Below are 23905 nucleotides of genomic sequence, written 5' to 3'. Positions count from 1 at the left end.
TTCCAATCGTGTGTTAGCAACGTTTGTATGAGCGACAACACCGACACTGACGCGGCTCCCGACCCCGACCGGGAGGTGGACGACGGCGGCGAGGACACGACGGCCGACGGTCACGAGACGACCGACGAGCAGCCGTCCGACCCTTCCGTCGACGAGTCATCGAACGGGGACGGAGCAACGTCGGATACGACTCTCGGCAGCGACGTCGAGGTGGAGGGAGAGTCCGGCCTCCAGGACGACGAGGAGAACCTTCTGGGTGGTCTCGATATCGATTCGACCGCCGAGATAGAGGTGCCCGAGCGCCTCGTAGATCAGGTCATCGGACAGGACCACGCACGTGACGTCATCAAGAAAGCGGCCAAACAGCGCCGCCACGTGATGATGATCGGCTCGCCCGGGACGGGCAAGTCGATGCTCGCGAAAGCGATGAGCCAGTTGCTCCCGCGAGAGGAACTGCAGGACGTGCTCGTCTATCACAACCCCGACGACGGCAACGAGCCGAAAGTTCGCACCGTGCCCGGCGGCAAGGGCGAACAGATAGTCGAGGCACACAAGGAAGAGGCCCGCAAGCGCAACCAGATGCGGACCTTCCTGATGTGGATCATCATCGCCATCGTGATGGGCTACTCGCTCATCATCGTCCAGCAGTTGCTGCTGGGCATCCTCGCGGCCGGTGTCATCTATCTCGCCTTCCGCTACGGCTCCCGTGGCAGCGACGCGATGATTCCGAACCTGCTGGTCAACAACGCCAGCCAGAAGACCGCACCCTTCGAGGACGCGACCGGCGCCCACGCCGGTGCGCTGCTGGGCGACGTCCGGCACGACCCGTTCCAGTCCGGTGGGATGGAGACGCCGAGCCACGACCGCGTGGAACCCGGTGCCATCCACAAGGCCAACAAGGGCGTGCTGTTCGTCGACGAGATAAACACGCTGGACATCCGCAGTCAGCAGAAGCTGATGACGGCCATCCAGGAGGGCGAGTTCGGCATCACCGGCCAGTCCGAGCGCTCCTCCGGTGCGATGGTCCAGACCGAACCGGTCCCGTGTGACTTCATCATGATCGCGGCCGGGAACCTCGACGCGATGGAGAACATGCACCCCGCGCTGCGCTCCCGTATCAAGGGGTACGGCTACGAGGTGTACATGGACGACACCATCGAGGACGACCCGGAGATGCGCCGGAAGTACACCCGGTTCGTCGCACAGGAGGTCGAGAACGACGGCCGTCTGCCCCACTTCACCGAGGAGGCTGTCGAAGAGGTCATCCTCGAAGCCCGCCGCCGCGCGGGCCGGAAGGGCCACCTCACCCTGAAGTTCCGTGACCTCGGTGGCCTCGTCCGCGTCGCCGGCGACATCGCCCGCGCCGAGGACAAGGACTTCACCACGCGCGAGGACGTCTTGCAGGCCAAGCGCCGCTCCCGGTCCATCGAGCAACAGCTCGCGGACAACTACATCGAGCGCCGCAAGGACTACGAACTCACGGTCAACGACGGCGACGTCGTCGGCCGCGTCAACGGCCTCGCGGTCATGGGCGAGGACAGCGGCATCGTCCTCCCCGTCATGGCCGAAGTCACGCCCTCGCAGGGCCCCGGTCAGGTCATCGCGACCGGCCAACTGCAGGAGATGGCCGAAGAAGCAGTGCAGAACGTCTCGGCCATCATCAAGAAGTTCAGCGACGAGGACATCTCCGAGAAGGACGTCCACATCCAGTTCGTGCAGGCCGGTGAGGGCGGCGTCGACGGCGACTCCGCCTCTATCACCGTCGCCACCGCGGTCATCAGCGCGCTGGAGAACGTCCCCGTCGAGCAGAACATCGCCATGACCGGGTCGCTGTCGGTGCGGGGCGACGTCCTGCCGGTCGGCGGCGTCACCCACAAGATAGAGGCCGCCGCGAAGGCCGGCCTCGACACGGTCATCATCCCCGAAGCGAACACGCAGGACGTGATGATAGAGGAGGAGTACGAGGACATGATAGAGATCATCCCCGTCTCCCACATCTCCGAAGTGCTGGAGGTCGCCCTCGCCGGCGAACCCGAGAAGGACTCGCTGGTCGACCGCCTCAAGTCCATCACGGGCAAGGCGCTCGAACACGAGGTCGGGCGACAGGGTAGCGGCAGTCCCAGCCCGCAGTAGATGCCCCAGTGGGCCGCCTTCGTCGGCCTGACGGGATTCCTTCTAACGGCGCTACTCGCGCTCGCGCGACTCTCTCAGCGTGCGCTCCCCGGTAGCGACGGCGACGCGGCCGCTCGCACCGACGGTTTCGGCGACGTCGGGGCCGACGGGCCACGGGACCCGACGATTCCTCGCTTCGAGACGGAAGCGGTCGCACGGCGACGCGCACGTCTGGAATCGAAACTCTCCCCCGGCGACGTCTCGCCCGGTGCGTTACTGGCCAACGTCGCGCTCACGCAGGGGCTGTTCGGCGCGCTCCTCGTCGGCGGCGGGTTCTACTTCCAGATTCCGCTCTCGGCGTTCGGCGTCACGGATGCCGCGCTCTCGACGGGCCTCCCCGCACTCGCCATCGGCGTCGCCGCCGGCGTGGGGTTCTGGGTCGGTAACGAACTCGCGGCGGTGGTCGCGGACGGGTTCGGTATCGCCTTCGACGAGTCGCTCCGGGAACTGCTCGCACCCGACTCGGCAGGCGGGTGGGTGGTCTTGCTCGGACTCGTCCTCCCGACCATCGCCGTCGTCGAGGAACTGCTCTTCCGGGCGGCGGCCATCGGCGTCCCCGTCGCCGGACTGGGCGCGCCCGCGTGGGCGATGGTCGTCCTCTCGTCGGCGGCGTTCGCGCTCGGCCACGGCGCACAGGGACGCGCGGGCATCGTCGTCACGGGCGTCCTCGGTGCGGCGCTGGCGGTGCTGTTCGTGGTGACCGACAGCCTCCTCGCCGTCGTCGTCGCCCACTACCTCGTGAACGCCCTGGAACTCGTCGTCCACGAGGGACTGGGCGTCGAACGGCTCACGGCGCTCACCTGAACAGTGCCGACCGCCGCCGTCAGAGTCCCTCGACGGCCCGCAACTTCTGTTCGACCGGGGGTGGCGCCGCGCTGGGACCGTCCCGAACCCGGTGGTCGGGAATCAGCAGTGGGACGGGATTGGCCGCCAGCGCCTCGCGGACCTGCGTCAGGTCGTCCTGTTCGCTCGGGTCGATGTCGGCGGTCATCCGGGCCACCTGTTCGACGGTCGCGTCCTCGCCGTAGGGAATCTCCCGGACGGCTTCGAGGACTTTTCGCTGCCCCGTCGGCACCGTCAGGCCGACGGTCACGTCGGCGAAGTCGTCCTCGGCGCCGTTGAGGTAGTCCTCGATGCGGTCCAGGAGCGCGTGGTCCGCCCGACTGTCAGCCTCGGGTGCCGTCGGGAACGAGAGGGAGATGACCCGGTCGCCCGCCTCGCCGAACTGGACGAACCGGTCGAGGTACGCCGACTCCCGGGCGTAGATGCCTGCATCACTCGTCGGAGTCTCCATAGCGGTGTCGAGGGCCGGTCGGGCCTTCAAGATTGGCACCGGGCGACGACGACAACACTTATGTACACTTCTGTACGTTAATGTTCAGTAATGGAATCCGATGCGGGACTGGCACAGGAAGTCGAGTCGATACTCGCGGCGGCACGCGAGCGAGGGGGTGGGGGCGACCGGGTCGCCGTTGAGGCGCGGTCGCTCACCGACGCCTTCGAAGCGGCGGCGGCCGACGGCTGCGTTCCCATCATCGCGGAGGTCAAGCCCACGAGTCCGACCGCCGACGGCGAGCGAACCGACGACCCCGTCGAACTGGCCGAACAGATGGTCGCTGGGGGCGCGGCGGCACTCTCGGTGTTGACCGAACCCGACCACTTCGGCGGGTCCGCCGAGACGCTGGCACGGGTGCGAGCGGCCGTCGACGTGCCCGTCCTCCGGAAGGACTTCGTGCTCCACGAGGCCCAACTGGACGTGGTCGAGGCGGACGTCGTCCTCCTCATCGTCCGGTTTCTGGACGAGGACGGGACCGACGACCTCGAGACCCTGCTCTCGGCGGCCCGGGAGCGCGGCTTTCAGGTGCTCGTCGAGGCCCACACCGCAGACGAGGTCCGGCGGGCGGTCGACGCGGGCGCCGACGTCGTCGGCGTGAACAACCGCGACCTAGCCAAACTCGAGGTCGACCTCGAGACGTTCCCGCGGGCGGCCGAGGCGGCCCCCGAGAGCGTCACCCTCATTGCGGAAAGCGGCATAGGAACAGCGGACGACGTCGCACGGATGCGCGCGGCCGGCGCCGACGCACTGCTCGTCGGGTCGGCCATCATGGACCACGGCGGCGACTCGGACGTGGCCGAGAACACGCGACGACTGACAGACGCGGAGACACAGACATGAGCACTGACGACGCACACGACCCCAAGTTCGGCGAGTACGGCGGACAGTACGTTCCCGAGGCACTGATGCCGGCTATCGAGGAGTTAGCCGACGCCTACGGACGGTACGTATTGGAGAACGAAGACGGCTTCATGGACGAGTTCCGGGAGCGTCTGGCGGACTTCGGGGGTCGGCCGACCCCGCTCCAGTACGCCGAGCAACTCTCGGCCCGGTACGACACGGACGTCTACCTCAAACGGGAGGACCTGCTCCACGGCGGCGCACACAAACTCAACAACGCGCTCGGGCAGGTCCTGCTGGCGAAGTACATGGGCAAAGAGCGCATCATCGCCGAGACCGGCGCCGGACAGCACGGCACCGCGACGGCGATGGCTGCCGCACATCTCGACATGCCCTGCGAGATTTACATGGGCGAGACGGACATCGCGCGCCAGCGACCCAACGTCTTCCGGATGCGCATCAACGGCGCGGAGGTCAACCCCGTCACGGTCGGGCGCGGGACGCTGAAGGAGGCCATCTCCGAGACGATGCGGGACTGGGCGACTACCGTCGAGAACACCCACTACGTCATCGGGAGCATCGTCGGCCCGCACCCGTTCCCGAAGATGGTCCGGGACTTCCAGGCGGTCATCTCCGAGGAGGCCCGCGAGCAGGCCATCGAGAAGACGGGCGGTCTCCCGGATTCGGTCGTCGCCTGCGCCGGCGGCGGGTCGAACACGATGGGCGCGTTCGCCGAGTTCGTCTCCGACGATGGCGCGGAACGTAGTTCCGCGAAGAACCCGAGCGGCGACGAGCCGCGAGGGCGAGTCGACCTCGTCGCCGTCGAGGCCGGTGGCTCCTCGCTCACCGTCGACGAGGAGAAGGGCGTCGCCCCCAACTCCGCGACCCTCTCGACGGGGGACGAGGGCGTCCTCCACGGCGCGCGGACGAAACTCCTGCAGGATTCGGACGGTCAGATTATGGAGTCTCACTCCGTCTCCGCGGGACTCGACTACGCCGGCGTCGGGCCCGAACTCGCCCACCTCGTCGACGAAGGCCGCGTGACGCCGGTCAACGTCGACGACGACGCGGCGCTCGAAGCTTTCCACCGCCTCTCGCAGGACGAGGGCGTCATCCCGGCGCTCGAGACAGCGCACGCCTTCGGCTACCTCGAAGAAAATCACGACGAACTGGGCGACACCGTCGTCGTGAACGTCTCCGGCCGCGGCGACAAGGACCTCGAAACCGTCATCGAGGAGACGAGCAAGCGTGACCTCGACATCGCGCCCGACATGTCTATCCTGAACCGCGTCGGCGGGGGTGGCATCTGATGGGGCTGGAACGCGCCTTCGCGGACGAACCGGCCTTCGTGCCGTATCTCGCCGCCGGCGACCCGAACTACGAGGACTCGCTCGCCTACGTCGAAGCGCTCGCAGAGGGCGGGGCCGACGTCATCGAACTCGGTCTGCCGTTCTCGGAACCAATCGCCGAGGGCAAGACGATTCAGGACGCCATCGTCCGGTCGCTGGAGTCGGGGATGACCCCCGACCGCTTCTTCGAGTTCGTCGAAGACCTCGACGTGGACGTCCCGCTCGTCTGCATGACCTACTACAACCTCATCTACCAGTACGGGGACAGCGAGTCGCGGAGCGACTCGGGAACGGCGAGCGGTGACACCGCGAGCCAGGAAGGCCCCCGCCCCTTCGTCGAGAAGGCCGCCGAGGTGGGCATCGAGGGGTTCGTCGTCCCGGACCTGCCCGCCGAGGAGGCCGGACCGCTCCGCGAGGCCTGCGACGAGTTCGGACTGGACCTCGTGTTCATCGTCGCGCCGACGACGCGGGGGGACCGCCTCGAACGCATGATGGAACAGGTATCCGGCTACGTCTACGTGCAGGCCCGTCTGGGCGTCACCGGCGCGCGAGACGACGTCGACGACGCCACGGAGGCGTCGCTGGCCCGCCTCTCGGACTGGGACGTGCCCAAGGCCGTCGGGTTCGGCATCAAGACCGGCGAGCACGCCGAGGAGATCGTGGCCGCCGGTGCCGACGGCGTCATCGTCGGGTCCGCGCTGGTCGACATCGTCGCCGAGGGCCACGAGGACGGCGATTCGACCGAGGCGGTCGCCGACCGTCTCGAATCACTCGCTCGCGAACTCAAGCAGGGCGCAGTTCGCGGGGCACAGGAACGGCCGCAACCGGAACGCACATAATCGTTCTTGCCACACTCTCGCATATCATGAACGCAGGGACACGCGCACGACTCGAACGCATCGGGACAGACGGGCAGTACGTCGTCGTCCCGATGGACCACGGTATCACCATGGGCGCCGTAACGGGGCTCAAAGACATCGAATCGACCATCGACGCTATCACGCGCGGCGGCGCCGACGCCGTCCTCACCCAGCGGGGCATCGCCGACCGCGTCCACCCGAACAAGAACGACGCGGGCTACATCGTCCACCTCAACGGGTCGACGACTATCGGCCCGGACGAGAACGACAAGCGCCAGACCGGGACCGTAGAGGACGCCATCCGCGCCGGCGCCGACGCCGTCTCCTTCCACATCAACGTCGGCAGTAAGTACGAGCGCGAGCAGATCGCCGCGCTCTCGGACCTGACCAGCGAGGCCGAACGCTACGGCCTGCCGGTGCTGGCGATGGCCTACGCTCGCGGCCCGGACATCGACCCCGAGGCCGACGACTACAACCAGTACGTCGGCCACGCCGTCCGACTCGCGGAGGAACTCGGGTCCGACGTCGTGAAGACGGGGTACACCGGCGACGCCGAGAGCTTCCAGCACGTCGTCGAGTCCACCTCGCTCCCGGTCGTCATCGCCGGCGGCGCGAAGGGCACCGACGAGGAGACACTCGACATGGTCCGCGGCGCGGTCGACGCCGGCGCCGCCGGCGTCTCGATGGGGCGCTCCATCTTCCAGCACGAGGACCCCGAGAAGATCACGCGGGCCGTCGCCAGCGTCGTCCACGACGACGCCGACGCCGTCGACGCCCTCCACGAGGCCGGCCTCGCCGTCGAGGCCTAGAACCCGAACAGCGACCGTATCTGGGCGCCGAGCGACTTGTCGTCGCTTTCGGTCGTCTCGCTCTCTGCCGCACGCTCTTTCTCGCCAGCCGCTGCCGTCTCTGCACTGGTCGACTGCTCGGCGTGGCTCGACTCGCTGGCAGTCGTCTCGTCGCCGGTCGTCCCGTCAGCAGGGGTGGACTGGCTGGTTTGGTCGCCGGTATCGTCGCTCTCTGACGTTTGCGCCGCCTCGTTCGACGGGGCGGTCGGTGCCCCGCCGTCGGCGGTCGCCTCGTCGCGGGCCGGTTCCTCGGTGTCCGTCGGGCGTGGTGGCTCGGGTTCGTCGGCCACGGCCTCCCCTGCGGACGGTTCGTCGCCCGAGGGTGTGACGCCGTCGTCTCGCTCCGCGTCGCTCGACTGAGAGTCGGGGCCCGCGGCCGCCGACTCGTCTACGGGCGACCGCTGCTGCCCCGATTGCTCGTCCGGGTCCGACTCCGTGGCACCGACCGTCACCGCTCGACCGTACTCCCCGGATACAGCGGCCTGCCCGTCCGGGGCTTCACCGTCGGTCTGGTCGACGTCCCGGGCTTCCTCCCGCTCCGCTGGGTCGGCAGTGCTCGCCGTCGCGTCCGGCGCCGGGGGGTGCTCGACCAGTTGCCTCGATATCTTCCGATAGGCGATAGCCGCGCCGCTCTTCGGCGCGTTCGAGATGACCGGCATCCCTTTGTCCTGCGAGTGGGGGACGGCGTCGTCCTCCGGGACGTGCCCGAGCAACTCGACGTCGAGGAACTCGGCGATTCGGTCGGCACCCGGCGAGGCGCCGGTCCCGGACTTCGTCAGGACGAGGCCACGCACCTCGGTGTCCACGCGGTCGGCCAGTTCCAGCGTGTTCCGGACGTTGCGTATCGACGCCACGCGCGGCGTCGAGACGAGGAGGACGTCGTCGGCCAACTGTATCGGTCGCATCGTCTCTTCGCTCAGGCCCGCCGGGGTGTCGAGGAGGACCACGTCGTGGTGCCACCGGAGCGTCTCGACGACTTCGGGCAGTCGGTCGAGGTCCGTCCCGGCGTAGCCCGCGAGGTCCGTTCCGCTGGGCACCACCGAGAGGCCGGTGTCGGTCTCGTAGATTGCGTCCTCTACGTCGGCGTCGCCGGCGAGGACGTCGTGGAGCGTGGTCGCCTCGGTCACGTCGATGTCTATCTCGAGGAAGTCGACGAGGTTCGCCATCGCGAGGTCCAGTTCGACGGTGACTGTCGAGTAGCCCGACTGAGCCAGTGCCGCCCCCAGATTGATACTGGTCGTCGTCTTCCCCACTCCGCCTTTCGCCCCCGCCACCGTGTAGACGTGATTCGTGACCATTGTTACCAGTTGTTCACTCTTCTGTTACGTTTACAGTCTATCAGTCTCACTGATAACTCTAGGGGCCACAGTTTCACTCCTGAATATTGGGCACCCGCCGTTCGACGACGGCAGTGGCCGTCGGCCGCTTCTGATGGTCGTCGCCGGGTCGCCTGCAGGTTCCGCCACGTTCAAGCCCCACCGTCGCGGACGTGGCGGTATGACACGAAGCGTGTGGCTCAAAGCCGACGACGAGGTCGGCGACTGGGAGACGCGAAAGCGGCGCATCACCGCCGGTCTGGAGGCCGGGGTCGACTGGGTACTGGTCGACGAAGACGACGTGGAACGGGTACAGGACCTCGGCGCCGTCGACGTCGCGGCCTTCACGAACGGGGACGTCCACGTGATGGAGGCCGAGGCCGAGGAGTCGAACGCCGACGCCACCGTCGTGGGCAAGGACGGCGAGGGCGACGGCACCGTCGACCTGCCGTCCGACTTCTCTGGCTCTGCGGACCTCTCTGCGCTCCGCCAGAACGGGGCCGCTCCCGAAGGCGGCTACGTCCGTATCTTCGACGAGGACTACGAAGCGTTCGCCGAGGCCGTCGCGACGGAAGCCGACTACACCATCGTCGTCAGCGAGAACTGGCAGATAATCCCGCTGGAGAACCTCATCGCCCGCGTCGGCGAGGAGACGGACCTCATCGCCGGGGTCACCTCCGCCGAGGACGCCCGCACGGCCTACGAGACGCTCGAACGCGGCGCGGACGGCGTGCTACTCGACACGGACGACGTCGACGAGATTCGAAAGACCGTCGAGGTCCGCGACGAGATGGGCCGCGAGCAACTCGAACTGGAGTACGCCGAGGTCACGGCCATCGAACAGACCGGCTCCGCCGACCGCGTCTGCATCGATACGGGGACGCTGATGGAACACGACGAGGGGATGCTCGTCGGGTCGATGGCGCGTGGACTCTTCTTCGTCCACGCCGAAACCGCCGAGTCGCCCTACGTCGCCTCGAGGCCGTTTCGAGTCAACGCCGGCGCGGTCCACGCCTACGTTCGCACGCCCGACGGTGGGACGAAGTACCTCTCGGAACTGCAGTCGGGCGACGAGGTCCAGATAGTCGACGCACAGGGTCACACCCGCGAGGCCATCGTCGGCCGCGCGAAGATAGAGAAGCGCCCGATGTTCCGGGTGCAGGCCGAGACCGAGGACGGCGACCGCATCGAGACGCTCCTCCAGAACGCCGAGACCATCAAGGTCCACACCCGCGACGGTCGCACCGCGGTCACCGACCTCGAACCGGGCGACGAGATCCTCGTCCACTACGAGGACACGGCGACACACTTCGGCGAGAAGATAGAAGAGAGCATCATCGAGAAGTAACGCTCGTCACGCCGGCGCGACGGACTCGTCACGCCGACACGCGATGGTCCGAGCGAATCTCTCACCCGTCTGCGGTCGTCTCGGTCCGCTTCTCGCTATGTGCACCCGGTCGGAGCGTCAGTGTCGCGACGCCGGCGACCACGAGCAGTCCCGCCCCGATGGCGAACGAGTCGACCCACCCGAGTCGAGCGACCATGACGCCGGCAACCGTCCCGCCGAAGACCCCGCCGGGCACCTTCGACGAGTAGACGAGCGCGTAGTTCTCCGAGGAGCGCGCTCGCCCGTAGTACTCGCCGACGAGCGACGGGACGACGGCGAAGGCCGGACTCCTGAAGAACGCCGTCGCCCCGACCAGTAGCACGAACGCTGGCGCGACGCCGGCGGTGCCGGCCACCACCGCCCCGCCCAGCGAACCGCCACACAGCACCAGCGAGACGCCGACGGTTCGCTCGCCGCCGAACCGGTCGGAGAGGCCGGAAATCACGACGATGCCGCCGGCGTCCGCGAGTGCGACGACGGAGGCGACGGTCGTGGCGGTCGCTTCCGAGAGGCCCAGTCCGGTCGTAAAGCCCACCGACTGCCCGATGAGCATCAGGCCGACGCCGTTGACGACGGTCATCACGCCGAAGAGCACCCAGAACTGCCACGTCCGGACGACGGTCCGCCACCCGACGCCCGTCGTCGAGTCCGGCCCCTCGCTCTGGGTCGCCGGTGCGTTCGCGCTCGTCCCGTCGGGGTCCCGGACGACGAACGCAGCGACGAGACCGACGAGGCCGACGACGGCCCCGAGCGTGAGGAGCGTCCCGGCGTAGGACGCCTCGATACGGCCCCCGACCAGCGGGATGACGACGACGCTGGCCCCGCCGAAGGCCATCGTGACGACACCGGTCGCGAGGCCGCGCCGGTCGTCGAACCACTTCACCGGCGTGTTGACCGCGACGGTGTAGGCACTCCCACAGCCAAGTCCCCCGACGCCGTAGGTGACCGCGGCCACGGCGTAGGACTCCGCCAGCGCCAGTCCGGTGTAGCCGACGAACAACAGGAGCGCGCTCGCGAGGAGTACCGGCCGTGGGCCGGTGCGGTCCCTGACACTCCCGGCGGGAAACTGGACCAGCGTCTGGCCGACGACGTAGGCCGTGAAGACCGTGCCCAGTTGGGCCGGTGACGCCCCGACGCGCGCCCCGACGGCGCCGCTGACCGTCGTCCAGACGAACTGGTACGTGCCGGCCGCACCCATGACGGCCGCGGCGACGCCGACCAACAGCCAGCGGGCGTCTCCGTCCCGAACCACGCGTTACTGTTCGGGGTTCGCCTGCGGCCGTTCGAGTTCGGTCGTACACCAGTGACAGAAGTCGATGTCCTCGTCGAGTTCCTTCCCGCAGTTGGGACACTTCGCCCCCTCGACGACCTCGGCGGCCTCGTTCTCCCGGGTCGCCATCAGGTAGGCGTCGGCCATCGAGAGTGCCCTGATGGCGAGCAGTGCCACCGCCACCTCCACCGGCAGCGCTCTCGAGACGGCGAGGACGCCGTCGACGGTGACTCCGTCCTGAATCGGTGCCACCACCTCGTCACCGATGAGCAACATCGACGTGCTGACGACGAGGCCGAACCAGAGAACCGCACGAAGCCACTCCCGCAGGTAGACGTGTCCCAAACCGGGGTAGAGCAGGGCGAGCGTCGCGGCGAGCCACGGCCGCTTGCGCCCAGTGTCGGTCATATCCGGAACGTCGGACACACATACCCCTATATCTTCCGAACGACTGGGGTTCGCGAGCGGTCTCTCGGCCGATGCCGTCGAGGGCATCGTCCCGCGAGCGGACACCGCGGCACCGATGCGTGCCGTTTAGTGGCTGGCCGACGAGGCTCCGGGTATGACTGGACCGACGTGTCCCGCCTGTGAGACGGAACTGGTGGCCTTCACCGACCTGCCGGCGGACGTCCGCGAACGACTGGAGGCCGACGAGCACCGACAGCGCCAATCCGTGGCCCACCGGCGGGAGAAACACACCGTCTGCCCGTCGTGTACGCTCGAAATACACGGCTGTGGCCAACCGTACGCCATTCCCGACGCGGCACGACCGGACACGCCGTAGCCGCCGGGACGCCGACGGCCCGCCGCCGAGGAACAGACGGCCGCGGGAGACACGGTTATCACCGATGCACCGTACGTCCCTGTATGGAAGTCGTGCCAGAATCTCCCACGGAGACGGTCGAAGTCGAACCGGGCGTCCACCTCGCGCAACTGGCGGCGGGCGAGGAGATGAGCATCCAACACCTTCGCATCGAACCGGGCGGCCGGGTGCCGGAACACAGCCACCACCACGAACAGGTCGGGTTCGTCTATCAGGGCGAACAGACGTTCGTCCTCGAAGACGGCGAGACGGTGACCGTCGAACCGGGCGAGTCCTACTGGCTCCAGAGCCACGAGGTCCACGCCGCCGAGAACCGGGGTGACGTGGACCTCCTCGCCATCGACGTGTTCAGCCCCCCGCGGCCGAACCCGGATTGGCTGGAGTGACTACCGGAGGACGAGGAGGTAGGTCAGCACCGCCAGCGCCAGCGCCGTCGTCGCGACGCTCCGAAGCGTGAACGACGCGAGGCCGAAGAAGCTCAGTCCCCAGACGACGACCGTACTGAACACGAGCGAGAGGAGGAGGTCCAACACCAGTAGTACGCGGATGTCTCCGTCGGATGCCATACCTCTCCGTGGCGGTTTGGGCCGCCTTATTTGTGTGGATTAGTTGTTGATATGTTGTCGGGATAGGTGGGTTCATATTTCGTCTCTCCCAAGAGACAGGTGATGGTTCACAACCGCGACGGCACGCCGGTCGACCCGGTCCCGTTCCTCGTCGTGAGCGGCCTCGGGTTCGCCGTGAGTTTCTCCTTCGGCCCCATCTACGTCATGGCGCTGGGGGCCTCGCTCCCGATGGCGCTGAGCGTCGCGGCGCTCGTGACCGGCCTGACGGCCGCCGTCGCCTACCACCGCTACGTCTGGACCGAGCGCCCCTCCCTCAGGGGGGAGATACCCGCCGAAGCACGGTTCAGACGGCTCCTCTACGGCGTCGTGGCGGGCTTTCTGGCGGTCGCGGCGCTCGCCTTGCCCCTCGTCGCCCAGTAGCCCGTGGAACTATGGCGGGTGACGGTGACAGCACTGCCATGCGCGAGGTCGTCCAGACGCGGTTCGTAGACGCGACGCCGGCCGAACTCGAACGTGCGCTCTCGCCCTCGACCGTCCTCGAAGCGGCGGGCACGTTCACCGTCGTCGAGACAGAGGCAGTCGACGACGGACAGCGAGTCACGGCCCGCGGCGGCGGGATGGAGGCGGTGTTCGAGTTCGAGGACCGTACCGACGGACTCCGCTACCGACAGGTCGGCCAGCAGGGACCGTTCGAGGCGATGGAGACGACGGTGACCTACACCGCGCGTGACCACGGGAGCGAGGTGACCGTCCGGTCGTCGGTCAGTCTCGGACTCCCCCTCGCCTCGCTGACCGACCGGGTCGCCGCGTGGAAACGCCGCGGGGAACTCGACCGGATGCTGGACGGACTGGCCGAGCACGTCTCCTGACGGACGACGGCACGGCGGTTGTGCGCCGGTAGTGCAGTTCTGCAGGAACGTTTATGCCTATTACGAGGGTAATCCGACGCATGAGTATCCTGACGACGGTCAAGGAGGTGTTGCAGGCGTCGACGCAGTCGGCCAATCGGGGTGACGTCACGGAGGAGATGTCGAACGGTGCCTACTGGTGTGACGACTGCGACGAACGGATTCGGGACGTCGACGTCGAGGGTGAGGGGCCCCCGGACTGCCCGACCTGCGGGGACGAGATGCGGTTCGAGCGGTCACAGGGGTCGACTGGGTGTGCATGCTGACCGGCGGAACACGTATCTAGGAAGCGCCGGCTACCAATATCCATGAACGTAGATAAACGAATCCAGGCCTACCTCGATACGTTAGAGGAGTGGTTCCACGGCCTCTATCACGGGATGATAGAACACCCGTCCTTCGAGAAGATAGAGAAGGAAGCCGAGGACACGGCGGACGTGTTCATGTTCGCCTGTTTCGCCGACGCCTTCGGCATCCCGAGTCCCGTCTCCTACTACACGGCCGAACTCCTCCCGTACCTGACCGACGAGTTCGTCCAGTGGGAGCGGCGGATGTGGGACCGCCAGTCGTACATCGAACGCAAGGGCCAGCAGTACCACTTCTGACATGAACAAGTTCGTCTTCTTCGGCGGGAAAGGCGGTGTCGGCAAGACCACCGTCTCCTCTGCCTACGGTCTGAAGTGTGCGCGCGACGGCCTCCGGACCCTGTTGGTCTCGACGGACCCGGCCCACAGCACCTCGGACGTCTTCGACCAGCAGTTCGACGACGACCCGAAACCCGTGGCGGGCCACGAGGACCTCTTCGCCATGGAACTGGACCCCGACGAGGAGGTCCAGCGCCACATGCGGGAGATAAAGTCGACGATGTCCGACCAGGTGAGTCCGGCCATCGTCAACGAGATAGACCGCCAGATAGAGTTGGCCCACCGGACGCCCGGGGCCTACGAGGCGGCGCTGTTCGACCGGTTCATCGACGTGATGCGGAACAGCGACGAGTACGACCGCGTCGTCTTCGACACGTCGCCGACGGGCGGCACGCTCCGACTGCTGGCGCTCCCGGAGTTCCTCGAGTCGTGGATAGAACGGCTCACGGAGAAACGAAAGGAGAGCGTCGACCTCTTCGAGAAGGCCGCCATCGGCGACAAGGAGGCCAGACAGAAACTCAAGGAAGACCCCATCATCCGGCGACTCACCGAACGCAAGGAGATGTTCGAGTTCGCCGGCGAGACGTTGCGCGAACAGTCGGCGTTCTACCTCGTGTTGAACCCCGACGAACTCTCTATCGAGGAGTCTCACCGGGCGGTGTCGGACTTGACCGAGGCCGGCCTGACCGTCGGCGGCCTCGTCGTCAACAAGGTCGCACCTTCCCCCGACGACGACGAGACCGGCAAGGGAGCGATGTATCTGCGGGAACGGCACCGGACCGAACAGGACCGACTCGAACGCATCCACTCGGAGTTCGACCAGCCAGTCGTCGCGGTCATCGAACAGCGCGTCTCCGAGATCAAGGGTGACCTCCTCTCGGAGGTCACCGAGGAACTCGGTATCGAGACAGCGGCGTCCCCACCGCAGGCCTGATAGTTCCGGGCGGTTCGACGGGGACGCAGTAGCCACTGCTCCGTTTCTCTCTGGCGATTCTGACGCGCGATGTCCACAATTATTAAATACTTTTTGCCCACAGATACGGGTGAGGGTCAATAACATGGTACAAGTACTGTGGCTCGTCGTAGCGACGCTGTTGACGTTCAGCGTTGGATACCTCGGGTACTCACGGTATCTGGCGCAGTTCGTGGAGTTGAGTGACCAAAACGAGACACCGGCACACAAGTACGAGGACGGACAGGAGTACGTCCCCTCGAAGAAACCGGTGTTGCTGGGACACCACTACTCCAGCATCGCCGGGGGTGCGCCCATCGTCGGGCCCATCACCGCCGGCGTCGTCTGGGGGTGGGTGCCGGCCCTGCTGTGGATCGCCATCGGCAACCCGCTGATGGGTAGCGTCCACGACTTCGTCTCGCTGTCGGGAAGTCTCCGGCACGAGGGGAAGTCCATCGGCTACATCATCGGCGAGTACGTCGGGGACCGGGGGAAGAAGATGTTGCTGTGGTTCGCGTTCCTGACCATCATCCTCGTGGTGGCAGTGTTCGCGCTCGTCGTCGCCATCGTGTTCAACGCCTACCCACAGGCCGCGACGGCGAGTTTCGTCTACATCGCCCTCGCGCTGGTGTTCGGGGTGTACCTGTACCAGCTGGACCTCCCGTTCATCCCGGGGACGGCGGCGTTCGTCCTCGCGGTGTTCGGCGGGGTCTTCGTCGGTATCGAGTTCCCGCTCGCGCTGTTCCCGGCCGAGGGGCTCCCCGAGGGGACCATCGTCCTGTTCGGCTCGGGGCTGGCGTCGATAGTGCCCGCGGCGGGCACGCTGGGCGCGAACACCGCCGGTTGGATTCCGGTCATCCTGCTGTACGCGGCCATCGCGTCGGTGCTCCCGGTGTGGACGCTGCTCCAGCCGCGTGACTTCCTCTCGTCGTTCCTGCTGTACGCAGGCGTCGGCGGGGCGCTGCTGGCGATTATCGTCGGCACCCTGCTGGGGACGTCCGCGGAACCGCTGGTCATCCAGCTCGAACCGTACTACGGCTTCATGGGGACGGCGGGCCTGCCGCTGTTCCCGCTGCTGTTCGTGACCATCGCCTGTGGGACCATCAGCGGCTTCCACTCGCTGGTGTCCTCGGGGACGACGGCGAAGCAACTGAACAAGGAGACGGACGCCCGCCCCATCGGCTACGGTGGGATGCTCGGCGAAGGCCTGCTCGCGACCGTCGCGCTCGGCACCGTCGCCGTCGCGGGCGTCACGGCCGGTGGCGGTATCGGTCGTGCGCTCCCGAACTTCGCGTCCGGTGGCAGCGTGATGCTGACGAGCTTCGGCATCCCGACGTCCGTCGGTGCGCCGTTCATGGCGCTCGTGCTCGTGAGCTTCCTGCTGACCTCGACCGACACGGCCGTCCGGCTCGGCCGCTACATGGCCGAGGAAATCGTCGGCACGCCCGACGCCAGCAGTTCGGCCATCCGACAGGCCCAGGAGGTCGGCACCAACCGCTACAGTAACGCGGCCATCCAGTGTCTCATCGCCTACGCGCTGGTCGCCAGCGGCTCCTGGGCGAGCCTGTGGCCCCTCTTCGGCGGTGCGAACCAGCTACTGGCCGCGCTGGCGCTGCTGACCGCGACGGTGTGGCTGGCCAACTGGGACGACGACAAACAGCTCATCAGCACCGGCGTCCCGATGGCGCTGATGACCGTCATCACCGTCTGTGCCCTACTGTACCTCTCGCTGTACCAGAACCTCTACCAGCAGTTCATCCAGGGCGGCTTCGCCGAGAGCGCGGGCATCTTCGCTCGCATCTCGGTCGCCGTCCAGATAGTGCTGGCACTGGTGCTGGTCGGCCTCGCGCTCTCGCTGGTCTGGATCGGCTACAAGAACATCCGGACCGTGCGCGAACGGCCCAGCGGCGCGCCGGCCGACGACTGAGCGGACGACCACGGGCATCGGTGCCCGTTCGACGACGATGCTTCGCGGTACTTTTTCAGTGCGTGACGCCGGCGACGACCTGCTGGACTCGCTCGTCGTCGGCCGCCGAGCGCGGCGTGACGCTGACGACGGTGACGAACTCCTCGCCGTCGCGCACCGAGACGACAGTGACGCGGACGGGGACCGTCTCCCCCCCGCGGGTCGCCGTGCCGGTGTAGGTCCGGGCCGCCGTCTCGTTGGCGAGCAACCGGACGGTCGTGTTCTCACCTCGCTCCAGCGACTCGACGGCGTAGGTCGACTGCAGGTAGGTCACGAGGGCGGTCGGCGAGAGGGTCGCGAGGGGGTTCCTGACGACCGGTTGGTTCTCTATCGGGTGGACGGCCGGCGCCGTCGCGACGAGGACCAGCGCCGGGCCGCTGTCGGTCCCGCGGCGGTAGGTCGTGATAGGCGTCGTCGCCGTCACCGGACGCTCGGCGCTCATCTTCACGTCGCCGCTGATGGTCGCGCCGACCGTCGTGTTGAACGTCCTGTTGGCCGTCCCGACGCGCTCGTAGCCGGTCCCGTCGAGGGCCGTCGCGTCCACCGTGGCCGGCGTCCCGGCGGCGACCACGCGCGACGGGCCACCGCTGGAACACCCCGCCAGCGCGACGAACGCGACGAGTGCGACGGCGAGCGCCGGTCGGCTCATCCCAGCCAGGCCCGGAGCCGACCCAGCAGTCCGTCGGGGCCCGCGTCGAGGTCACGCCACAGTTCGAAGGCCGCGGTCACGTCGGCCTCCGAACTCCCCACGGCGTCCTCGCGGTCGGGGGCGACCACGGCGAGGTTCACTTCGTAGGCACCGTAGTAGCCGTACTTCAGTAGGGTCCGGTCGCGGAACCCGTCGACGTACGAGCGCACGTCCTCGGGGATGTCGGGCACCACGAGGACGAACGTGAAGTCGGTCCCCTGGTGTTCCTCGTCGGCCGCTATCCACTCGTCGGCGAGGTCGTGCCCCAACTCGACCAGCGCGTCGAGGTCTGCCCGCGAGACCCCGTCGGCCCGCCGCACGAACAGGTGTTCGACCGTCTCGTAGTTGGCCCAGTTGATAGACTGGTGGAAGAACTGCTTCTGGCTCTCGACGTACAGCCGCCCGTACATCTCGAAGCGCTGGCTCCCGGCCGTGTGGTCCCGTTCGAGGTCGTAGTTGAACTTGAGACGGTCGGCGACGCGCTGGAGGTAGTCGTCGTCCCACGAGGGCAGGTCGGCGTCGGCCTCGGCCGCCGTCTCTGGGGCCTCTGCTGTGCGTCGGGTGTCGTCGGATTCGCTCATTCGTCCGGGTCGTACGGGTGGACGTCGTCGACGGCCGGTGCGCCGACGACGAACGTCTCGGCTGGTTCGGTAGCCGACTCCGGGTTGAACGCTCGCTGTGGGCTGTCGGGCTCGACGACGAACACCTCGTCGGCCCCGACCTCGAACGTCCCCTCGGGTGTCTCGACGTGGAGCGTTCCCGAGAGGACGTAGAAGACCTCCTCCTGGTCGTCGTGGTAGTGGTAGGCCAGCGGAATCTGTTCTCCGGGGGCCACTTCGTAGACGTTCGCAGCCATCTGCTCTAACCCTGCGGCGTCGCCGATGGACCGCTGGACGCACGGTCGGTCTGGTGTGGCGGCGACGTCGTCCGGCGCGATGTGATGATACCCCATATCGCACACTCGTCGGCGACCCACCTAAAACGTCGGTCCCGAGCGGCCGCTCACGTCGGTGTGTGACGGAATAACGTGACAGCGAGTAGACACCACTGCATTTAACACGCTCCCTCCGTCACCCATCCGATGCGACCATCTCGCAGTCCCGGAGACGCCGCTCGCAGTGTCGACGTTCGCACAGGACCCGACGACCAACCGTTGGCGTCCACGACTACACGCAATGACCGACACTACACACGCGGACGACTTCCGAGGACGAATCGAAGCAGTCGACACAGCGACCGCCGACACAGACCGCCTGCTGACGGTCGCTGTCCCCGCCACGGCACCGCTCGGCGAGACGCTGGAACGCATCGAAGCGGACCACGCCGAAGCGAACTACCTCGACACGGACGAGACGACGCAGACCTACGTCGAGGACGCCCTCGAAGAGATACGCCGTATCCTCCACGACTACGAGCGGACGCCGGAGAACGGCCTCGTCGTCTACGCCGGCGTCGTCGACAGCGACCTCCGGACCTACGTCTTCGACGACCTCGCCGAACCGGTGACCGAGTCGGTGTACGAGCGCTCGAACGAGTTCGACACGTCGCCGCTGGACGTGCGCGTCGCCCCGTCGGCCGACGCCCCCACCCACGGACTGCTGATAGTCACCCGCGAATCGGCTGTCCTCGGCCGCTACGACGCCGAGACGGTCGAACTGGTCGACGAGGTGACCAGCGACGTGCCCAGCAAGCAGGCTGCCGAGGGTCGGTCCGAGGACCGCTTCCAGGGGCGGAGCGACGAACGCGCCGACGAGTTCTTCGACGCGGTCGGTACGGCCGCCGAACGGGTGTTCCTCGAGGACGCCGGGACCGGCAGTGACGACCCCGACGCCGGCATCGACCGACTGGTACTCGGCGGGAGCGAAGTGATGGTCGAACGGTTCGAGGACGGTGACCATCTCCCCGACCGCCTCGCCGACCGGGTCGCCGGTCCCTTCGAGGTGGCCTACGCCTCCGAACAGGGACTCCGCGAACTGGTCGAGGCGGCCGAGGCCGCCGACGCACTCGACGTCGGCGAGGCCCGCGAGACGCTCGACACCTTCTTCGCGGACCTCGACGGCGACGACCCGACCGTCTACGGACACGAGGACACCGCCGAGGCCGTCGACAACGGTGCCGCAGAGACGGTGTTGCTGGCCGACTCGCTCGACGCGGCGGACGCCCAGATACTCGCCAGACAGGCGGCAGAGACCGGCGCTGACACCGTCGTCGTCCCGACCGGGTACGACCGCGGTGAGCGGTTCGCCGAGGGGTTCGACGGCGTCGGCGCGATTCTCCGCCACCCCGTCGCCTGACGGGCGCACCGCCCCGCTCTAGTGGCGGTTCCCCACCTGTCGCGCACAGCGGCAAGCTTTATTCGTCTCTCCCGACAACCATCACGGTATATCATGGGCAAGAAGACGGAAACTTGCGGTCGGTGTAGCATGACCACCGTCGTCGACGTCTCGGACGGGGACGGGTCCAGCGCGTTCGGGTCCGAGCGCATCGAGGTGTCCGACGACGAGGCTCGGGCCGTCTCGCCCGGTGCGTGGCTCTCGGGCGTCAAGCGCCGCCTCGACGACGTGGCGACGCGGCTGACCTACGGCCGCTAGCACACCTTCTCCAGTCTCGCCGACGGTCGGACGAGCGGTCCCCAGCGTCGTCTAGTACCGACGCCGCACCGGTCACTCACTCCGTAACTGCTCGACGAGCGAGCGCAGGGTCGCGAGGTCGTACTGCCCCGGAGCCGTCGCCTCGGCGGGGTCGACCGGTGCGTAGCCGATACGCGACCCGTACAGCGGGGCGACGGCCCGCGAGTGCCGGCCGGCCTCGGCCATGCACATCGTCGCCACCCGCTCGCCGGCGGCCGACAGTTCACGGGTCGCACCGAGCATCGCCAGCACGTCGTCGGGCGAGTGGGCGGTCGTGGCCATCTTCCCCACGTCGCCGTGGTCGCAGGCCCGCGCCAGTCGGTCGACGATGGCGTCGCGGTCGGGGGTCGCCTCGAAGTCGTGGGTCGAGACGACGACCGACGCGCCGTGGTCGCGGGCGTGGTCGGCGACCCGAGCGGCGTCGTAGTCACCGTCGCCGTCCAGCGCCGCGAGTTCGAGGTCGACGGCCGTGACGGCGTCGTACTCGACGGCACGCTCCAGCGCGTCGAGTCGTGCCGCGTCGTCGGGCGCCTCTCCCCCCTCCCACGCGACGCGGTTGGTGACGAGGACCGGCAGGTCGCCGTCGTAGGCGTCGATTTGGCCCAGCGGGTCGGCGGCGAAGTCCATCCGGAGTTCGACGCCGTCGGCGTCCTCGCGGGCGGCCGGTTCCATCGAGAGGTCGGAGCCGGCAGCCAGCAGCGTGAACGAGGTGAAGTCCATGCCCGACGTTCGGCGGAGGTGGCGTAAAAAGACGCCGCCTCCGTGGCGGCCCCGCAGGCCGCTACGGGCGTCCCCAGTGCCCGCTCGCGACCGGTCGTTTCGAGAGCGTCTCGACGTCCGACCGGGTCGGTTTGAGGACGCGGTACGCCGTCGTCGGTCGCAACAGCGAACTCGGAGGCGTCTCCATCATGAACACGCGCACCAGCGCCTCGCGTAGACGCCAGTCCGACTGGGCCTGCCGAATCAGTCGCGCGATGTAGCGGTTGAACAGGTCGGTGCCGCGGGGCTTCGGACCGGTCGTCGCCGGGAACTCGAAGTCCCCGCCGACGGCGATGGACCACGGCACGTCGATGATGGGTTCGACCGCCTCGAAGAACGACAGTCCGAACCCGGTGTCCTCCGCCGACGCCAGCGTGTGGTGCAACACGAGCGCTTCGAGGGCCGCGACCGACATCCCCTGCCCGTAGATGGGGTTGAAACTGCACAGCGCGTCGCCGGTGACGACGAGGCCGTCCGGGAACCGGTCGAGGGCCTCGAAGCGGCGGCGTCGGTTAGAGGGGAACGGATAGTGAGCGACGTCCGCCTCGGTCAGCCCCTGCTCGTCGAATATCTCGGCCAGTTCGGGCACGGGGAGGGTAGCGGCGAAGGCACTCAGTTCGGCCGGGTCGGTCGGCGGGTGGTCGCCGTGAACGCCCGCGAGCGTCGCCACCCAGTGCCCGTCCTCGACCGGGAAGACGCCGGCCCCGCGGGTGCGTGGCGGGTCCGGTGGGACGAAGAAGGCCCGGCGGTCGCCGGCCGGTCGCTCGGCGCTGATGGTGCTGTAGGCGATGTCGATGTGGACCTCGTCGACGGGGGGTGACTCGTAGCCGTTGTCACCGAGCCACGTCGCCGTCTGACTCGTCCTGCCGGTCGCGTCGACCACGAGGTCGGCGTCCACCTCGTCGTGGCCGCCGTCGGCTCGCAGTTCGACGCCAGTGACCGCCGTGCCGTCGCTGGTCGTCAGGTAGTCGACTTGCCGGCACTCGGTCCTGAGCGTGACGCAGTCGACGGCGGCGAGACGGCGACGGACCACCTGTTCGAGGAGCGGCCGCGTCGCGGAGTACATCGGCATGCGTGTCGCTCCCTCCGCGAGGAAGCCGCCCTTCTCGTAGTGGCGGAAGTCGCTCATGGTGTCGACGAGCAGGCCGCCGGCCGACAGGAGTTCTTTGCTGTAGCCCGGGAACAGGTCTTCGAGGGTGGCCCGGCCCGCCTCCTGAAGCGCGTGGACGTGGTCGCCCTGTGGCACGCCCCGGCGAGTGGTCGGTTCGTCCGGGAGCGAATCCCGCTCGACGACCGTCACCGACTCGAAGCCGTCCGCTAGCACGCGCCCCGCCAGCAGCCCCGCCATGCTCGCACCGACGACTACCGCGTGGTCTCCGACGGCGTCGACCTCGTCGCGGTCGTATCTGGGTACGGTTGTCAGGGTCATCGCAGGTGTCCCCACCGTCCTGTTCTCACCTCGTCGTGTTAACAATTACCACGACGCTCGTCGTGCCGACGACCAGCCTCTTCTCCCCCGTCACCCACTCGGTCACTCGACCGGGGCGTGCGTCACGCGATAGCCCTCGTCCGTTCGCTCGACGCCGTCGACGGCGTACAGACGGATGCGACGCTCCTGTTTGGTGTTGACGGCGAAGTCGTAGTGTTCGGCCTCGTAGCCCGGTTCGTTCCCCCGGTCCCGGTACTGCTCGACCCACTCGCGGTGGTCGGCCAGTCGCTCGCGCGCCAACCGTTCCGAGCGGTCGGGGAGACGGTCCACTCGCTCGGCGAGCGCTCGGACGAGGTCGGGGTCGCGCTCGACGCCGACGGAGTTCCGAGCGCCGGCCATCGCCGCCAGCGTCGTGGTCCCGGTGCCGAGGAACGGGTCCAGCACGGTGTCGCCGTAGACGGAGAACATCGAGACGAGGCGGTACGGAATCGCCATCGGGAACGCCCCCGACCGGTCGCGCAGGCCGTCGTCGATGTCCTGTGCTTCGCCGGGCAGTTCCCAGAGGTCCGAGAACCACTCGTTGCGCTCCTCCCAGAAGTACGCGCTCTCGTAGCGCCGGTCGGCGCCGGGTTCGAGACGGCGTCGCTCCCCGTTGCGGAACACGAGGACGTGTTCGTGTTCCAGCGTGGGATAGGCGTTGGGCGGGACCATCCCCGACCCCATGAACTTCGCGCCGCTGTTGGTCGGTTTCCTCCAGAGGATGTCCGGGAGCGCCCGCAGGCCGCGGTCGGTGAATCGGTCGGTTATCTCCGCGTGATTCGGGTACGAGCGGAACCCGTCGGCCAGCGACCGCGTGGCGTCGCCGACGTTGATACAGGCGATACCGCCCGGCACGAGGACGCGCTCGATTTCGGCCCACACCGTGTCGAGCACGTCGTGCATCAACTCGAAGGCCCTGTCGCCGTCGTCCTCGTCGAGTGCCGTCCCGACGTCGGGGTCCAACGCGGCGAAGATGTCGTCCCACATCTCTATCATCGGGTACGGCGGCGAGGTGACGACGAGTTCGACGCTGTCGTCTGCCAGTGGCAACTCTCGGGCGTCGCCCGTGACGACCCGGTGGCTCGTCTCCATAGCGAGTTCTGAAGTCGCCGGGACTCGTGTC

General features: G+C 67.8%; 28 protein-coding genes. 17 read left to right on the top strand and 11 right to left on the bottom strand.

Going from position 1 to position 23905, the window contains the following annotated elements:
- Positions 1-27 precede the first annotated feature (27 nt).
- Positions 28-2133: an ATP-dependent protease LonB gene (gene lonB / locus EGH21_RS02510; protein ID WP_220616896.1), complete on the top strand. Its 2106-nt coding sequence runs from the start codon at positions 28-30 to the stop codon at positions 2131-2133.
- On the top strand, positions 2134-2976 hold the full coding sequence (locus EGH21_RS02505; protein WP_220616895.1) for a CPBP family intramembrane glutamic endopeptidase: 843 nt from the start codon (positions 2134-2136) through the stop codon (positions 2974-2976).
- A gap of 19 nt (positions 2977-2995) precedes the next feature.
- On the opposite strand, the gene EGH21_RS02500 is transcribed toward EGH21_RS02505, so the two are convergent.
- Complete coding sequence (locus tag EGH21_RS02500) at positions 2996-3466, bottom strand: methylated-DNA--[protein]-cysteine S-methyltransferase (protein WP_220616894.1); 471 nt, start codon at positions 3464-3466, stop codon at positions 2996-2998.
- A 90-nt stretch (positions 3467-3556) separates the two neighbouring features.
- Here EGH21_RS02500 and trpC point away from each other — a divergent pair, with 90 nt between their 5' ends.
- Genes trpC through EGH21_RS02480 form a run of 4 tightly spaced genes read left to right on the top strand, consistent with a single transcriptional unit; the run spans position 3557 to position 7366 of the window.
- The gene (trpC, locus tag EGH21_RS02495; protein ID WP_220616893.1) at positions 3557-4348 is read left to right on the top strand and encodes an indole-3-glycerol phosphate synthase; all 792 of its coding nucleotides are present in this window, start codon (positions 3557-3559) and stop codon (positions 4346-4348) included.
- Entirely contained in the window at positions 4345-5658 is a 1314-nt protein-coding gene (gene trpB / locus EGH21_RS02490) for a tryptophan synthase subunit beta (RefSeq protein WP_220616892.1), read from the top strand. Before trpC ends, trpB begins: the two co-directional genes overlap by 4 nt.
- Positions 5658-6536 carry a tryptophan synthase subunit alpha gene (trpA, locus tag EGH21_RS02485; RefSeq protein WP_220616891.1) on the top strand — a complete coding sequence of 293 codons (879 nt, stop codon included), beginning with the start codon at positions 5658-5660 and terminating at the stop codon, positions 6534-6536. The genes trpB and trpA overlap by 1 nt, the downstream gene beginning before the upstream one ends.
- Before the next feature lie 26 nt (positions 6537-6562).
- Complete coding sequence (locus EGH21_RS02480) at positions 6563-7366, top strand: 2-amino-3,7-dideoxy-D-threo-hept-6-ulosonate synthase (RefSeq protein WP_220616890.1); 804 nt, start codon at positions 6563-6565, stop codon at positions 7364-7366.
- Here the strand turns inward: EGH21_RS02480 and minD are convergent.
- On the bottom strand, positions 7363-8703 hold the full coding sequence (gene minD, locus EGH21_RS02475; RefSeq protein WP_220616889.1) for a cell division ATPase MinD: 1341 nt from the start codon (positions 8701-8703) through the stop codon (positions 7363-7365). The genes EGH21_RS02480 and minD overlap by 4 nt on opposite strands.
- A gap of 199 nt (positions 8704-8902) precedes the next feature.
- Between minD and EGH21_RS02470 the strand changes: the two genes are divergently transcribed.
- Positions 8903-10069, top strand: coding sequence for a 3-dehydroquinate synthase II (locus tag EGH21_RS02470; RefSeq protein WP_220616888.1), 1167 nt, complete (start codon positions 8903-8905; stop codon positions 10067-10069).
- A 61-nt stretch (positions 10070-10130) separates the two neighbouring features.
- On the opposite strand, the gene EGH21_RS02465 is transcribed toward EGH21_RS02470, so the two are convergent.
- Positions 10131-11360: an MFS transporter gene (locus tag EGH21_RS02465; RefSeq protein WP_220616887.1), complete on the bottom strand. Its 1230-nt coding sequence runs from the start codon at positions 11358-11360 to the stop codon at positions 10131-10133.
- 3 nt (positions 11361-11363) lie between these two features.
- Positions 11364-11786, bottom strand: coding sequence for a zinc ribbon domain-containing protein (locus tag EGH21_RS02460; RefSeq protein ID WP_220616886.1), 423 nt, complete (start codon positions 11784-11786; stop codon positions 11364-11366).
- Positions 11787-11940: 154 nt separating this feature from the next.
- Between EGH21_RS02460 and EGH21_RS02455 the strand changes: the two genes are divergently transcribed.
- Both EGH21_RS02455 and EGH21_RS02450 read left to right on the top strand, forming a co-directional pair.
- The gene (locus tag EGH21_RS02455; protein WP_220616885.1) at positions 11941-12162 is read left to right on the top strand and encodes a hypothetical protein; all 222 of its coding nucleotides are present in this window, start codon (positions 11941-11943) and stop codon (positions 12160-12162) included.
- An 83-nt stretch (positions 12163-12245) separates the two neighbouring features.
- Positions 12246-12587 (top strand): cupin domain-containing protein, encoded by a 342-nt coding sequence (locus EGH21_RS02450; protein WP_220616884.1) that lies wholly within the window; start codon positions 12246-12248, stop codon positions 12585-12587.
- Here EGH21_RS02450 and EGH21_RS02445 read toward each other — a convergent pair whose 3' ends face one another.
- The gene (locus EGH21_RS02445; protein ID WP_220616883.1) at positions 12588-12767 is read right to left on the bottom strand and encodes a DUF8107 family protein; all 180 of its coding nucleotides are present in this window, start codon (positions 12765-12767) and stop codon (positions 12588-12590) included.
- A 102-nt stretch (positions 12768-12869) separates the two neighbouring features.
- Here EGH21_RS02445 and EGH21_RS02440 point away from each other — a divergent pair, with 102 nt between their 5' ends.
- The 6 genes from EGH21_RS02440 (at position 12870) to EGH21_RS02415 (ending at position 17198) form a co-directional block, all read left to right on the top strand.
- Positions 12870-13187: a hypothetical protein gene (locus EGH21_RS02440; RefSeq protein WP_236035360.1), complete on the top strand. Its 318-nt coding sequence runs from the start codon at positions 12870-12872 to the stop codon at positions 13185-13187.
- 38 nt (positions 13188-13225) lie between these two features.
- Positions 13226-13636 (top strand): SRPBCC family protein, encoded by a 411-nt coding sequence (locus EGH21_RS02435; protein ID WP_220616881.1) that lies wholly within the window; start codon positions 13226-13228, stop codon positions 13634-13636.
- A gap of 80 nt (positions 13637-13716) precedes the next feature.
- Positions 13717-13941 (top strand): hypothetical protein, encoded by a 225-nt coding sequence (locus EGH21_RS02430; protein WP_220616880.1) that lies wholly within the window; start codon positions 13717-13719, stop codon positions 13939-13941.
- Between the two features lie 42 nt (positions 13942-13983).
- Positions 13984-14280 (top strand): DUF7990 family protein, encoded by a 297-nt coding sequence (locus tag EGH21_RS02425; protein WP_220616879.1) that lies wholly within the window; start codon positions 13984-13986, stop codon positions 14278-14280.
- A gap of 1 nt (position 14281) precedes the next feature.
- The gene (locus EGH21_RS02420) at positions 14282-15253 is read left to right on the top strand and encodes an ArsA family ATPase (RefSeq protein ID WP_220616878.1); all 972 of its coding nucleotides are present in this window, start codon (positions 14282-14284) and stop codon (positions 15251-15253) included.
- Positions 15254-15377: 124 nt separating this feature from the next.
- The gene (locus EGH21_RS02415) at positions 15378-17198 is read left to right on the top strand and encodes a carbon starvation CstA family protein (protein WP_220616877.1); all 1821 of its coding nucleotides are present in this window, start codon (positions 15378-15380) and stop codon (positions 17196-17198) included.
- Between the two features lie 55 nt (positions 17199-17253).
- On the opposite strand, the gene EGH21_RS02410 is transcribed toward EGH21_RS02415, so the two are convergent.
- The 3 genes from EGH21_RS02410 to EGH21_RS02400 are packed head-to-tail and all read right to left on the bottom strand — an operon-like array spanning position 17254 to position 18877.
- Positions 17254-17886, bottom strand: a complete 633-nt coding sequence (locus EGH21_RS02410) for a DUF6517 family protein (protein WP_220616876.1) — start codon at positions 17884-17886, stop codon at positions 17254-17256.
- Positions 17883-18506 carry a DUF8052 family protein gene (locus tag EGH21_RS02405; RefSeq protein ID WP_220616875.1) on the bottom strand — a complete coding sequence of 208 codons (624 nt, stop codon included), beginning with the start codon at positions 18504-18506 and terminating at the stop codon, positions 17883-17885. Before EGH21_RS02405 ends, EGH21_RS02410 begins: the two co-directional genes overlap by 4 nt.
- Positions 18503-18877, bottom strand: a complete 375-nt coding sequence (locus EGH21_RS02400; RefSeq protein WP_220616874.1) for a cupin domain-containing protein — start codon at positions 18875-18877, stop codon at positions 18503-18505. The genes EGH21_RS02405 and EGH21_RS02400 overlap by 4 nt, the downstream gene beginning before the upstream one ends.
- A gap of 223 nt (positions 18878-19100) precedes the next feature.
- Between EGH21_RS02400 and EGH21_RS02395 the strand changes: the two genes are divergently transcribed.
- Together EGH21_RS02395 and EGH21_RS02390 are read left to right on the top strand one after the other, a co-directional pair.
- The gene (locus EGH21_RS02395; protein ID WP_220616873.1) at positions 19101-20219 is read left to right on the top strand and encodes a baeRF10 domain-containing protein; all 1119 of its coding nucleotides are present in this window, start codon (positions 19101-19103) and stop codon (positions 20217-20219) included.
- A 93-nt stretch (positions 20220-20312) separates the two neighbouring features.
- On the top strand, positions 20313-20516 hold the full coding sequence (locus EGH21_RS02390) for a DUF8007 family protein (protein ID WP_220616872.1): 204 nt from the start codon (positions 20313-20315) through the stop codon (positions 20514-20516).
- A 72-nt stretch (positions 20517-20588) separates the two neighbouring features.
- On the opposite strand, the gene EGH21_RS02385 is transcribed toward EGH21_RS02390, so the two are convergent.
- From EGH21_RS02385 to EGH21_RS02375, 3 genes are all read right to left on the bottom strand, one after another.
- Positions 20589-21275, bottom strand: coding sequence for a type I 3-dehydroquinate dehydratase (locus EGH21_RS02385; RefSeq protein ID WP_220616871.1), 687 nt, complete (start codon positions 21273-21275; stop codon positions 20589-20591).
- Positions 21276-21336: 61 nt separating this feature from the next.
- A complete protein-coding gene (locus EGH21_RS02380) occupies positions 21337-22743 on the bottom strand; it encodes an FAD-dependent oxidoreductase (protein WP_220616870.1) in 1407 nt (468 codons plus the stop codon).
- A gap of 102 nt (positions 22744-22845) precedes the next feature.
- On the bottom strand, positions 22846-23874 hold the full coding sequence (locus EGH21_RS02375) for a DNA-methyltransferase (protein WP_220616869.1): 1029 nt from the start codon (positions 23872-23874) through the stop codon (positions 22846-22848).
- Positions 23875-23905 lie beyond the last annotated feature (31 nt).

It is taken from the genome of Haloarcula rubra (genome assembly GCF_019599465.1).
GTDB classification, from domain to species: domain Archaea; phylum Halobacteriota; class Halobacteria; order Halobacteriales; family Haloarculaceae; genus Haloarcula; species Haloarcula rubra.
The sequence above is the reverse complement of the archived record's forward strand: the minus strand, read 5'-3'. Positions and strand labels throughout refer to the sequence as shown.